8 protein-coding genes are annotated in these 13,420 nt (G+C 74.5%); all 8 read left to right on the forward strand.

The window, feature by feature from the left end; all coding sequences use genetic code 11:
* A partial coding sequence (locus ACSNOH_RS27760; RefSeq protein WP_436724175.1) for a condensation domain-containing protein occupies positions 1-1,882 on the forward strand: 1,882 nt, incomplete at its 5' end.
* 10 nt (positions 1,883-1,892) lie between these two features.
* Positions 1,893-3,152 carry an MFS transporter gene (locus ACSNOH_RS27765; protein ID WP_436724176.1) on the forward strand — a complete coding sequence of 420 codons (1,260 nt, stop codon included), beginning with the start codon at positions 1,893-1,895 and terminating at the stop codon, positions 3,150-3,152.
* Between the two features lie 35 nt (positions 3,153-3,187).
* Entirely contained in the window at positions 3,188-3,961 is a 774-nt protein-coding gene (locus tag ACSNOH_RS27770) for a thioesterase II family protein (protein ID WP_436724177.1), read from the forward strand.
* A 1-nt stretch (position 3,962) separates the two neighbouring features.
* Positions 3,963-5,702 carry a fatty acyl-AMP ligase gene (locus tag ACSNOH_RS27775; protein ID WP_436724178.1) on the forward strand — a complete coding sequence of 580 codons (1,740 nt, stop codon included), beginning with the start codon at positions 3,963-3,965 and terminating at the stop codon, positions 5,700-5,702.
* Between the two features lie 30 nt (positions 5,703-5,732).
* On the forward strand, positions 5,733-6,785 hold the full coding sequence (locus tag ACSNOH_RS27780; protein WP_436724179.1) for a TauD/TfdA family dioxygenase: 1,053 nt from the start codon (positions 5,733-5,735) through the stop codon (positions 6,783-6,785).
* A gap of 4 nt (positions 6,786-6,789) precedes the next feature.
* Positions 6,790-10,716: a non-ribosomal peptide synthetase gene (locus tag ACSNOH_RS27785; protein WP_436724180.1), complete on the forward strand. Its 3,927-nt coding sequence runs from the start codon at positions 6,790-6,792 to the stop codon at positions 10,714-10,716.
* A gap of 44 nt (positions 10,717-10,760) precedes the next feature.
* Positions 10,761-11,801, forward strand: coding sequence for an ornithine cyclodeaminase family protein (locus tag ACSNOH_RS27790; protein WP_436724181.1), 1,041 nt, complete (start codon positions 10,761-10,763; stop codon positions 11,799-11,801).
* A gap of 202 nt (positions 11,802-12,003) precedes the next feature.
* The coding region (locus ACSNOH_RS27795; RefSeq protein ID WP_436724182.1) for a condensation domain-containing protein at positions 12,004-13,420 on the forward strand (1,417 nt) is incomplete at its 3' end.

The raw sequence follows: 13,420 nt of genomic DNA on the forward strand, positions 1-13,420 counted from the left end.
CGCCCCGCACCCCCCGGCCCCGCAGGCCGCCCCGCCGGACTGGGCCCGCTACGCCAACGACCCGCTGTGGCGCGAAGCGGCGGTCACGTGGCTGCCCGAGGTCGAGGAGCGCCTGAAGGAACACCTGCCGGCCGCCATGGCGCCGGCCGCGTACGTCCTGGTCCGCGACATGCCCCTCACACCGAACGGCAAGGTCGACCACGCCGCGCTGACCGAGCTGCTGGACGAGCACGACGCCGGGCGCCGGCCGGCCGCCGGCCGCCCCCTCACCGCGACCGAACGCCAGGTCGCCGGGATCTGGTCGGAGCTGCTGGGCCGCGACGACATCCGCGCCGAGGACGACTTCTTCGCCCTCGGCGGCCACTCCCTGCTCACCTTCCAGCTCGTCTTCCGCCTGCGCAAGGCCTTCGGCGTGGACATGGCCACGCGCACGCCCTTCGAGGCCCCCGTCCTCGCGGACCTCGCCGCCCGCATCGACGACCTCGCCGGGAGCCGCGCCGGCCGCACCCTGCCCCCGCTCACCCCGGCCGGGCGCGGCCCGGCGATGCCGCCCTCCTTCGCGCAGGAACGCCTGTGGTTCCTCCACCAGCTGGACCCGGCGGGCACCTCCTACCACGTCCCCCTCTTCGTCCGCCTGCGCGGCCCGCTGCGCACCGACCTGCTCGCCCACGCCCTGAACGAGGTCGTCCGGCGGCACGAGATCCTCCGCACGGTCCTCGTCACGCACGACGGGCGCCCGTTCCAGAAGATCCTGCCCCACCGGCCCGCCGGCCTCCCCGTCACCGACCTGCGGACACTGCCGCGGCAGGAGGCGGAGCGCCGGGCGGAGCAGCTCGCCCGCGAGGACCACGCCCGCCCCTTCGACCTGGCCCGCGACCCGGTCCTCACCGCGCGGCTCCTCCGGCTCGCCGACGAAGAACACGTCCTGCTCGTGCGGACCCACCACATCGCCTTCGACGGCTGGTCCACCGACGTGTTCCTCGGCGAAGTGGCCGAGCTCTACGCGGCGGGCACCGAGCAACGCGCGCCCGCACTGCCCGCACTCGCCGTCCAGTACGCCGACTACGCCGCGTGGGAACGCCGGCTGGCGGACGAAGGGCACTTCGACGCCTCGCGCGCGTACTGGCGCGACCGGCTCGACGGCGTCCTCGACCTGCCCGGCCTGCCGCTGGACCGGCCGCGGCCGGCCCGCCCCACCCACCGCGCCCTCGCCCTCCCCTTCAGCCTCCCGCGGCCCGTGACCGACAAGATCCGCGCCCACTGCCGGGAAGCGGACGCCACCCTCTTCATGGGGCTGCTGACCGGCGCGTACGCCCTGCTGCACCGGCGCACCGGGCACACCGACCTCACCGTGGGCGCGGACGTCGCCAACCGGTCCGACACCGCCACCGAGCCGCTGATCGGATTCTTCGTCAACCAGGTCGTGCTGCGCGCCGACCTCACCGGCGCACCCGACTGGCGCACGCTCCTGCGGCGCGTCCGCGCGGTCACCGTGGACGCCTACGCGCACCAGGAGCTGCCCTACGAGCAGGTCGTGCGGATGCTCAACCCCCGGCGCGGCCGCAACCAGAACCCGCTCTTCCAGCTGAAGGTCGGGCTCGGCACCACGCGCCGGTCCGCGGCATCACTGCCCGGCCTCACGGTCACGCCCTTCGGCGCCCCGGCCGACACCGCCCGCTGCGACATCTTCGCCCACCTGACGGAGACGCCCGACGGCACCGTAGAGGGCACCTGGGAATACGACGCCGAACTCTTCGAAGCCGACACCATGAGGGAACTCCTCGACGACTACCGGACGCTGCTGGCCGCGTTCGCCGAGCACCCCGGCGACCCCGTCGCCGAGGCGCCGACGGGGCACGGACCGGCCCGGACGGGGGATTGAGCCCCCCGCCATGAACCCGAAATCAGCGACCGGCACCGGAACCGGCACGCGGCGCCCGGGGCCCGGCAGGCCGTTCTGGGTGCTGTGGACCGCCGCCACCCTGTCCACCCTGGGCGACGGCATCCGCTACGTGGCCTTCCCCCTGCTGGCCGCCGGCATCACCGACGACCCGCGCGCGGTGTCCCTCGTCTTCGTCGCCGGCTACCTGCCCTGGCCGCTGTTCGGGCTGATCGGCGGGGCCGTCGTCGACCGCACCGACCGGCGCCGGCTGATGTGGACCGTCGACCTCGGACGGGCGGCGCTGACCGGCGCCTTCGCGGTCGCCCTGCTGGCACAGGACACCCCCGTGCTCGCCCTGGCGGCCGTGTCCTTCGCGCTCGGCGCGGCCGAGACGTTCTTCGACAACGCGGCCTCCGCCCTGGTCCCCATGCTGGTGCCCGAGCCCGCCCTCGAACGGGCCAACGCCTGGCTGTTCTCGGCACAGACCGTGATGGCGACCCTGATCGGAGCCCCTGTAGGCGCGGCCCTCTTCGGCCTGGCCCACGCCGCCCCCGTCGCCGTGGACGCGGCCACCTTCGTCATCGCCGCGGCCCTCGTCCTCACCCTGCGCGGCTCCTACCGCGTGCGCAACAGCACCACCGGCACCACCGGCCCCACGACCCTGCGCCAGGACGTCGGCGACGGGCTGCGCTGGCTCTGGCACCACCGGCTCCTGCGCACCCTGTGCGCCCTGATCGCCGTCATCAACGGCACCCTGGCCGCCGCCGAAGCCGTCCTCGTCCTCTACACCTTCCACGTGCTGGGACTCGGCGACTTCGGCTACAGCATCCTGCTCACCGTGCTCGCGGTCGGCGGCATCGCGGGCTCCGCCGGCGCCTCGGCGCTGCGCCGCGCCCTGGGCACCCGGACGGTCGTCATCGGCTCCGCACTCGTCCAGGGCGCCGCGTTCGCCGCCGCCGGGCTCACCTCCAGCCTGCCCGTCGCCGTGGCGGGCCTCGCGCTCGTCGGCGCGGGAGGGGCGGCGTGGAACGTCATCACCGTCTCCCTGCGGCAGAGCCTGGTCCCCGCCGAACTGCTCGGCCGGGTCACCAGCAGCTACCGGACCGTCGCCCTGGCGGCCATGCCGGTCGGGGCGGGCCTGGGCGGCGTGGTGGCCGACACCTTCGGGCTGCACTGGCCCTTCCTGCTCAGCGGCGTCCTGCTCACCGCGGCCACCCTGGCCTGCCTGCCGTGGCTGAGGCCCGGCGACTTCCCGCGGACGCCGGCATGAACCCCACGGACACAGCGAGAGGACAGACGTCTGCGATGGCAGGGAACACCGTGAGCGGGGCCTGGTTCAAGACCTTCCACCCCGCGCCGGACAGCCGGACCCGGCTGGTGTGCTTCCCGCACGCCGGCGGATCGGCCGGCTTCTTCCACCCGCTCTCCGAACGCACCGGCCCCCGCACCGAGGTGCTGGCCGTCCAGTACCCGGGCCGCCAGGACCGGTACATCGAACCGGTCCTGGACGACATCGGCACCCTCGCGGACCACATCTGCGCAGCGCTCCGCGGCAGGCTCGACCGCCCCACCGCCTTCTTCGGCCACAGCATGGGCGCGGCCGTCGCCTTCGAGACCGCCCTCCGTCTCGAACGCGAGGGATCCGCCGCACCCGCACTGCTCTTCGCCTCCGGCACCCAGGCGCCCTCACGGCGCCGCGACGAACAGCGGCACCTGCTCGACGACGACGGACTGCTGGCCGCGGTCTCCGCCATGAACGGCACGGACCGGGACCTCCTCGCCGACACCGAACTGATGCGCCTGGCCCTGCCCGCGATCCGGGGCGACTTCCGCGCCATCGAGACCTACCGGCGGCCCGTGGCGGGCGCCGTCCTGCGCGCCCCCGTCGTCGCCCTGCTGGGGGAGGACGACCCCGACGTCACCGCCGACGAAGCGGCCGCATGGGGCGACCACACCGCCGCCGCCTTCCGCCTCGAAACGTTCCCCGGAGGCCACTTCTACCTCACCGAGCGGGTGGCGGACGTCGCGGCCACGATCACCCGCCACCTGGACGAGCACACCCGGCAGAGGAGTTCCTGACATGCATGCCCCCACGGCCGCCCCCGGCACCACCGGCACCCCCGGCCCCACCGACATGGTCGAGCTGCTCACGTCCCGCGCGGCGGCCCACCCCGACCGCGTCGCCTACCGCTTCCTCGGCACCGACGGCGAGGAGACGGAGTCCCTCACCTTCGCCGGACTCGACCGGCGCGCCCGGGCCGTCGCCGCCCTGCTCCGCACCCGCACCTCGCCCGGCGACCGCGTCCTGCTGCTCCAGCCGACCGGAGCGGACTGGGTGGCCGCCCTCTTCGGCTGCTTCTACGCGAACGTGATCGCCGTACCCGCCCCCCACCCCGGCGGCGGCGCCGACCGCCGGCTGCAGCGCCTGACCCTGATACTCAAGGACGCCCAGCCGTCCGTGACGCTGACGACGGCCGACGTGCTGCAGCAGATCGAGTCCCGGCGCGGCGCCCCCTTCGGCCACGGCCTGGCCACCGCGGAGATCCCGCCCGCGCCCGGCTCCTGGGAGCCGGAGCCGGCCGGCGCGGCCACCCCGGCCCTGCTCCAGTACACCTCCGGGTCCACCAGCGCACCCAAGGGCGTCGTCGTCACCCACCACAACTTCCTGCACAACCTCGGCTGCGTCAGCCGGATGGCCGACCGGGCCGTCACCGGCGTACCGCCCGCCGGCCAAACCCTCGTGAGCTGGCTGCCCCTCTTCCACGACATGGGCCTGGCCATCGCCCTGTACGCGGTGTACCGCGGCGGGACGTCCGTGCTGATGTCCCCGCTCTCCTTCCTGATGTCCCCGGTGACCTGGCTGCGCGCGATGGCCGACCACCGCGCCCAGATCAGCAGCGCCCCCAACTTCGCCTACGACCTGTGCGCCGCCAGGGTGACCCCGCAGGAGCGCGACGCACTGGACCTGAGCCACTGGAAGCTGGCCCTCAACGGCGCCGAACCCGTACGGGCCGAAACCCTCACCCGGTTCACCGATCACTTCGCTCCCAGCGGCCTCCCGCGCGCCACGCTCACTCCTTGCTACGGGCTCGCCGAGGCCACCGTCTTCGTCAGCGGCGTCCGCGGGGACAACGAGCCGGCGAGCGCCCTCCGCCTCACCCGTGACGCCCTCCACCGGGGCATCGTCCGGGTGGCACCCGACGGCGCCGACAGCGTGCGCGTCGTCTCCTGCGGGCGCCCGCCGGAGGAGCTCACCGTACGGATCGTGGACCCCGATCGCCTCACCCCGCAGGAGCCCGGCCACGTGGGCGAGATCTGGGTCGCGGGTGACAGCGTCGCCGCCGGCTACTGGCAGCAGCCCCTGGAGAGCGAGGCCACCTTCGGCGCCCGCCTCGCGGACACCGGCGAGGGACCGTTCCTGCGCACCGGGGACCTCGGCTTCCTGCACGAGGGGCGGCTGTACGTCGCCGGCCGGATCAAGGACCTCGTCATCGTGGACGGACGCAACCACCATCCCCAGGACATCGAGCTCACCGCCGAACGGAGCCACCCCGCCATCAGGGAGAACCAGTGCGCGGCCTTCCAGCACGACACCGGCGGCGAAGCCCGCCTGGTCGTCGCCGTGGAAGTACGCGAAGGCGACAGGACCGGCCGCGAGGTGACCCGGGCCGTCAGACGCGCCGTGGCCGAGGAGCACCAGATCACCGTCGCGTCCGTGGCCGTGCTGCGACCCGGCTCCCTGCCCCGTACGACCAGCGGAAAGCTCCAGCGGCAGCGTTGCCGCGACCTCTTCCTCAGCGGCGAGCTCACGACGTGGTAGCCGCACCCCGCCAGCGAAGGGAATGAACCGGTGGGCGACGACCGCACCTCCTCCCGCCCCGGGAGCATCAAAGCACTCAAAGCGCGCAAGACCACTGCCCCCGCCCCCGCCCCCGGCACGGCCGCGGAAGCCGTCCGCCGGAGGACCGTGGGCGACGGCCCCACGCGCCTGGTCCTATTCGAACGCACCGCACCCGGCATCCGCCTCGGCGACTGGGCGCGCACCCGGCTCGACGCGCTCGAAGCCGACCTGCGCACGACCGGCGGCATCATGTTCCGGGGCTTCGGCACCGACACCCCGGAGGAACTGGAGGACTTCGCCTCCGCGTTCGTCCCCGACCTCTTCAACGAGAACGGCGAACACCCCCGCGCCGCGGTGAACGGCAACGTCTACACCCCCGTCTTCTACCCGCCCGAACAGCGCCTGCTGTGGCACAACGAGAACTCCTTCAACGACAGCGGCCCCGGGCGGATCTGGTTCTGCTGCGTACGGGCCGCGGCACGCGGCGGCGAGACCCCCGTCGTCGACAGCCGCGCCGTCCACGACCGGCTCGACCCCGCCCTGCGCGCGCGGTTCGCCGACAAGGGCGTCATGTACGTCCGCACCTACGGAACCGGCCTCGGACTGCACTGGCGGGAGGTGTTCCGCAGCGACGACAAGGCCACGGTCGAACAACGCTGCCGGGCCTCCGGCCTGGACTTCACCTGGCACGGCGACCGGCTGCACACCCGCGCGGTCCGGCCGGCCGTCATCCGCCACCCGCGGACCGGGCGGATGTCCTGGTTCAACCAGATCCAGCACTGGCACACCTCCTGCCTCGACCCGCAGACCCGCACGGCCCTGGAGACGGTCCTCGACGCGTCCGAACTGCCCCGCACCTGCGCCTACGGCGACGGAACCCCCATCCCGGACGAGGTGATGGCGGAGATCCTCGCGGTCTACCAGGACCTCGAACTCGCCCTCCCCTGGCAGCCCGGCGACGTGATGATGCTCGACAACCTCTCCATGGCCCACGGGCGCAACCCCTTCCAGGGGGAACGGAAGCTGCTCGTCGCGATGGGCGGCATGCTCGACTTCGGATGAGAAGGTGAACAACGCCATGGCGGCGAACATCGAGGGGTACGGGGCATCGCGGCAGCAGACGCGCATCCTGGCCTTCGCCCAGCAAGGATTCCACGGCCACGCGCAGGCGGTCCTCCGGATCGACGGCCCGCTGTCACCGGAACAACTCGTCTCCGCACTTCACGGCGTGGTGCGGCGTCACGAGATCCTGCGCACCCGCGTCATCGCGCCCGGCGGCACGGCGGGCCCGCTGCAGGTCGTGGCGGAACAGCCTCCCGGCGTACGGCTGGACACCGCCGACCTGCGCGGCCACGACGAGCGGCAGCAGGAGGAGGAGATACGGGCCCGGGCGCGCACCGAGCGCAGCGCCCCGCCGCCCGGGCAGGAGACGCGGTGCGTGCTCTTCGCCCTGTCACCGGACCGGTCCGCGCTGCTGATCACCCTGGACCCGCTGCGCGCCGACCGGATCAGCTTCGCCAACCTCGCGGCCGGACTGGCCCGTGCCCTCGCCCCGGGCGCCGGGGACCACGAGGACGGCGAAGAGCCCCTGCAGTACGCCCAGTACGCCCAGTGGCAGCGGGACCGCGCCGCCGCGGAGGCCGCCGCCGGGCACCCGGGGGCCGGTCCCGAGCCGGTGGCCGGTCCCGCACCGGCCGTCGGTGACGAAGGCCGGTGGGAGGCACGGGCCGGCCGCGCCCGTACGGCCGCTCTGCGCGCGTACGCCGACGCCCACGGCGTGAGCGCCGAGGCCGTGCTGCTCGCCTGCTTCCTGGTCCTGCACGCCCGCACCACCGGCGGCCGGGCGGCGCCGCCGGCCGTGCTCCGTCCCGGCCGGGCCCACGAGGACCTCGCCGACGGGCTGGGGCCGTTCGCCTTCTTCACGGCCGTCCCGTGCCGGGCCGACCCCGGCCTGCCCGTCGCCGCCCTCGTCACCGGCGTCCACGACTTCCTCCGCTCGGCGGACGCCCTGGACGGGCCCCTCCCCGACACCGGGGCACCGGCCCGGCACAGCGCCTTCGAGTACCACGAGCCCCTCCCGGGCACCACGGCCGGCGGGGTCACCGTCACCCCGGAATGGACCGGCATCCGGGGGGAACCCCACGCCCTGCGGCTCGTGGCCGACTTCCCCGGCCCCGGCCCGCACGACGACCTCAGGCTCTCCTGGCACCACGACCAGCGGCTCGCGCGCTCCACCGTCCGGCACCTGGCCGAGCAGTACGACGCGCTGCTCGCCGCCGTCCTCGCCGGCGGCACGACGACCCTCGGCGCCCTGCCCGTCAGCCCGGCGCCGGAACCCCTGGACCCGGCGGCCGGGCACCGCACCACCCTCCCCGCGACCGGGCCCGTGCACCGGCTCGTGGCGGAGCGCGCGGCCCGTGTCCCCGACGCCGTCGCCGTGATCTGCGAAGACAGGACCCTCACCTACGGCGAGCTCGACCGGGAAGCCGCCCGGCTCGCCCGGACCCTGCAACGGCTGGGCGTCGGCCCGGAAGTGCCCGTCGGGCTGCGGATCGGCCACCGCCCGGAACTGCCCGTGGCGATCCTCGCCGTCCTCAAGGCCGGGGGCGCCTACGTGCCCATCGACCCGGCCCACCCCGGACCGCGGGCACTCGACCTGCTCACCCGCGCCCGCTGCCCGCTCCTGCTCGCCACCCGGGGAACCGACGTCCCCGGCTTCACCGGCGACCGCTGCTTCCTGGACGACCCCCGGCCGGAGCGAGAGGAACTCCCCGCCGCCAAGACGTCCGTCGATCCCTCGAACCTCGCCTACATCATGTTCACCTCGGGATCGAGCGGCCCGCCCAAGGGGGTCATGGTGCCGCACGCGGCCCTGGCCAACTACCTGCTGTGGAGCGCCGACACCTACCTCGGACGGCAGAGCGGCGGATCCGTCGTCCACTCCTCGATCGGCTTCGACCTCACCGTCACCAGCCTCCTCACCCCGCTGGTCGCCGGCCGGCCGGTCCGGCTGCTGCCCGGCGCCGACCGCGATCCGCTCGCCCTCGCCCGCGCCCTCGCCGCCCACCCCGGCATCGGCCTCGTCAAGCTGACCCCCTCCCACCTGCGCCTCCTCAACGACCACGCGGTGCGCGCCGGGGCGACAGCCGGAGCCAGGACCCTCGTGGCCGGCGGCGAACCGCTGACCACCGACCTGACCGCGCCCTGGCACGGCGCCCGGGTGATCAACGAATACGGTCCGACGGAGACCGTCGTCGGCTGCACGGCCTTCGACCACCCGGCCCCCGGCAGCGCCACGGACGAGGACCACGGAAGGGCCGTCCCCATCGGAACCCCCGTCGCCGGGGCGCGCATCCACCTCCTGGACGAGGCCATGCGCCCCGTGGACGCGGGAACCCCGGGCGAGATGTACATCGGCGGACCCGGTGTCACGCGCGGCTATCTCGACGCCCCCGCCGCGACCGCCGCCCGCTTCGTGCCCGACCCCTTCGCACCGGAGCCGGGGCAGCGCCTCTACCGCACCGGCGACCTCGCCCGGACGCTCCCCGGCGGACCACTGGAATTCCTGGGCCGCACGGACCAGCAGATGAAGGTGCGCGGCATCCGCGTGGAACCCGAGGAGATCCGGGCCCTCCTGCGCACCCACCCCGCCGTCCGCGACGCCGTCGTCGTCCCCCGCACCGGCCCGGGCGGCGAGACCGGGCCCGCGGCGTACGCCGTGGCCACCCACCCCGGCACGGAGCCGACGGAGGAACTCCTCGCCCACGTCGCCGCGCACGCCCCCGACCACCTGGTGCCCCGCTCGGTCACCTGGATCGACCGGATCCCGCTGACCGTCAACGGCAAGACCGACACCCGCGCCCTGCCCGAGCCCGCCACGACCACCACCGCTGCCACCGGGACCGGGACGCCGCCCCGCGACGCGGTGGAACTGCACGTCCTCACGGTCTTCGAGGACCTGCTGGGCAAGACCGGCCTCGGCGTGGACGACGACTTCTTCGACCAGGGCGGCCACTCCCTGCTCGCCGTACAGCTGATCGCCCGCATCGAGGCCGGGCTGGGCCGGACCGTACCCCTCCAACTGCTCTTCGAGGAAGAAGGAGAGGAGGGCGCGCAGGCGTCCACGACGGTGGCCGCGCTGGCCCGGGCCGTCCGCGCACAGGACCCCACCCGGGTGCCGGACCCGCTGGTGTGCCTGCAGAGCCGCGGCGACCTGCCGCCGCTGTTCCTCGTCCACCCCGCCGGCGGCGAGGCGCTCGGCTACCGCGCACTCGCCCGGGGACTGGGCACCGAACGGCCCGTCCACGCCTTCCACCGCCCACCGGCGGAGCGGACCGGAGAGCACGGGGACGCCGCGAGCGACGAGAGCGTCACCGCGCTCGCCCGCACCTACCGGGACGCCCTGTACGAACGGCACCCGGAAGGCCCCTACCTCCTCGCGGGCTGGTCCTTCGGCGGCGCCGTCGCCTTCGAACTCGCCCGGCTCCTGCGCGCCGACGGCCACCCGGTCGACGACGTCCTGCTCCTGGACAGCACCCTGCAGCCACCGCTGCCCGGCACCGGCGCACTCCTGGCCGACTTCGCGGCCGAGCTCGGACGCATCGGCGGCACGGACCTCGCCGTCTCCAAGGACCTCCTCGCCACGCGGCCCCCCGAGGCGGCCCTGCGCCACGTCCTGGACCGCGCGGAGGCCGCAGGCGTGCTCCCCGCCGGCGGCGACACCGCCCACCTGCAGCGCCGCTTCGAGCTCTACCACGCCCACTGCCGCGCCCTCCACGACTACCGGCCGGCACCCGCTCCCGGGCGCCTCACTCTGATACAGGCCGCCGAGGAGCCCGCCGGGGAACGCCGGCGCGCGCTCCGGCAATGGCAGAGCCTCACCGACGAGCCCGTCCGCCACCACGTCGTGGACGGCGACCACTTCACGATGCTGAGCGAGCCCCACCTCGAAGGGCTCCTCACCGCCCTGCGCAAGATCCTCCCGACCGGATGACATCACTTGCACCGGACGACACCACTGCAAACGGGGAACCCCACATGGAAACGCTCATCCTGACGCAGCAGCATGTCGCCAAGCTCATCGGCACATGCGGCCGCGACCGCTTCATGGACCTGATGACCGACCGGCTCCAGCAGGCCTTCGCCGCCGCCGGAACCGCGGGCCCCGCCGGCTCCACCCCGCCCCGGGACGGATTCCTGCGCGGCCAGGGCGGCACCGGAGTCATCGAATGGATGCCCTACCACCGGCCCGGCCAGGCCATGACCCTCAAAACGGTCTCCTACACGCCCGCCAACCCCCGGACCCACGGCCTGCCCACCATCAACGGTTCCGTCACCCGCTTCGACGACACCACCGGCCGGCTCACGGCCCTGTGCGACGGCGGACTGCTCACGGCCGTACGCACGGGAGCGGCCTCCGCCGTCGCCAGCCGCCTGCTGGCCCTGCCCGGCAGCCGCACCCTGGGCGTCATCGGAGCCGGAGCCCAGGCGGTGTCCCAGGCACACGCCCTGAGCCGCGTCTTCCCGCTGGAGCGGATCCTCGTGCACGACACCGACCCGGGGCACGCCCAGTCCTTCTCCGCCCGCGTCGACTTCCTCGGCCTGGACGTCCGCGTGACCCGCCCCGAAGAGATCGAGCCGCTGGCCGACATCATCTGCACGGCCACCAGCGTGGGCGTCGGCGAGGGACCCGTCCTGCCCGGCACCCGCCTGCGCCCCCACGTCCACATCAACGGCGTCGGCGCCGACCTCGTCGGCAAGACCGAACTCCCCGCCCACGTCCTCACCTCGGCCTTCGTCGTCCCCGACCACCTGGCGCAGGCCCGGCGCGAAGGCGAGTGCCAGCAACTGCCCGCGAGCGCCATAGGCCCGGAACTCCCGCAGCTCGCCGCCGCACCGGAGCAGGCGGCGGCACACCGCGACGACGTCACCGTCTTCGACTCCACCGGCTTCGCCCTGGAGGACCACGTCGCCCTGGACGTCCTGCTCGAACTGGCGGAAGCCGCGGGCATCGGCGACCGGCTCCTCGTCGAGCACCTCCCCTCGGACGCCCTGGACCCCTACTCCTTCGTCGACTGACCGGCGTGCGGGGCAGCGGCCCGGCCCGGCGCCCGCTGCCCCCCCCGACCGGGCATACCCGGTCGTACATGGCTCTTGGGGCGCGCCGAAGAGGCTCCCTCCGCACGAGCCGGCCCGCCGAGGATGGCAGGGTCGCCGGGTCCACGACCTCGCGGTCGCGGCGCCGCCGCGACGCACTGCCGCACGGTGGGAGGAGCCAGTCATGACATCCCCGGGCGCTCAACTGCCCCTGTCGGCCGCTCAGCGGGAGATCTGGCTCGGCCAGCAGCTCGCCCCGGACAGCCCCGGCTACCTGGTCGGCGAGTACGTGGAGATCCACGGGCCCGTCGACCCGGAGGCCCTCGAAGCCGCCGTCCGGCAGGTCGTCGACGAGGCCGAACCCCTGCGGGCGCGCTACGCCGAGACGGACGGCGTCCCCCGGCAGACGGTGGAACCCCGCACCGGCTGGGACTTCCCCGTCGTGGACGTCGGCCACGCGGCGGACCCGCGCGCGGCCGCCGAGGCGTGGATGCGCGAGACGCTCTCCCGGCCCATGGACCTCGCCCGCGACCCACTCTTCCGCTTCGCCCTCCTCAGACTGGCACCCGACCGCTTCGCCTGGTTCCAGGGCTACCACCACATCGTCATGGACGGAGCGGTCTACGCACTGGTCGCCCGCCGGGTCGCCGAGGTGTACACCGCGCTCGTGGCCGGCCTGCCGGCGCCGGCCTGCTCCTTCGGCCCCCTGGAACTCCTCGTCCGCCGCGACGCGGAATACCGCTCCTCGGCCGCCTTCGCCGAGGACCGGCGCCACTGGACCGGGCGCTACGCCGACCGCCGCGCCCCCGCCGCCCGCCTCGCCGACCGCGCGCCCGGCCCGGCCCGCGCCGTCATCCGGCACACCGCCCACCTCACCCAGGACCGCCTGGAGGAGCTGCGCGCCGCCGCCGCCCGCGCCGGAACCCGCGTCTCCACCCTGATCGTCGCGGCGACGGCCGCCTACCTGCACCGCATGACCGGCGAGTCCGACGTCGTCCTCGGCATGCCGGTCTCCGCCCGCGTCGAGCCGGACCTGCGCCACGTGCCCGGCTCCCTGTCGAACGTGCTCCCCCTGCGGATGACCGTGCACGCCGCCATGCCGGTCGCCGACCTGCTCCGGCAGGCCGCCGAGGAGATCCGCCACGCCGTCGCCCACCAGCGCTACCGCGGCGAGGACCTCGCCCGCGACCTGGAACTCCCCGAGTCGCTGCGCGCCTTCGCGGGGCTCCAGATCAACATCCTTCCCTTCCCTTACGACTTCACCTTCGCCGGGCACCGCGTCACCGGCCACAACCTCACCCACGGCCTCTACGACGACCTGGCGATCACGGTCTACGACCGGTCCGACGGCGCCGGCCTCCGCGTCGACTTCGACGCCAATCCCGACGCGTACTCCCCGGAGCTCCTCGCCGCCCACCAGGAGCGGTTCCTGCGCCTGTTGAACGCGTTCACGGAAGCGGGAGCCGATGCGGGAACCGGCGCGGGAGCCCACGCAGGAACCGGCCGTCCATTCCTGCTCGCCGACATCGACCTGCTGACGGCGGAGGAACACGAGCGGATCCTGGCCGCCCCCGACAGCCCGGACCTCCCCTCCGCCACCC

Origin of the sequence: Streptomyces sp. URMC 127 (assembly GCF_051386535.1) — a bacterium.
Lineage (GTDB): Bacteria > Actinomycetota > Actinomycetes > Streptomycetales > Streptomycetaceae > Streptomyces.

Bases quoted from the DNA above. Each gene is read 5' to 3' on its own strand.
- ACSNOH_RS27765 (WP_436724176.1), top strand. From the start codon at position 1,893: ATGAACCCGAAATCAGCGACCGGCACCGGAACCGGCACGCGGCGCCCG.
- ACSNOH_RS27790 (WP_436724181.1), top strand. From the start codon at position 10,761: ATGGAAACGCTCATCCTGACGCAGCAGCATGTCGCCAAGCTCATCGGC.
- ACSNOH_RS27770 (WP_436724177.1), top strand. From the start codon at position 3,188: ATGGCAGGGAACACCGTGAGCGGGGCCTGGTTCAAGACCTTCCACCCC.
- ACSNOH_RS27775 (WP_436724178.1), top strand. From the start codon at position 3,963: ATGCATGCCCCCACGGCCGCCCCCGGCACCACCGGCACCCCCGGCCCC.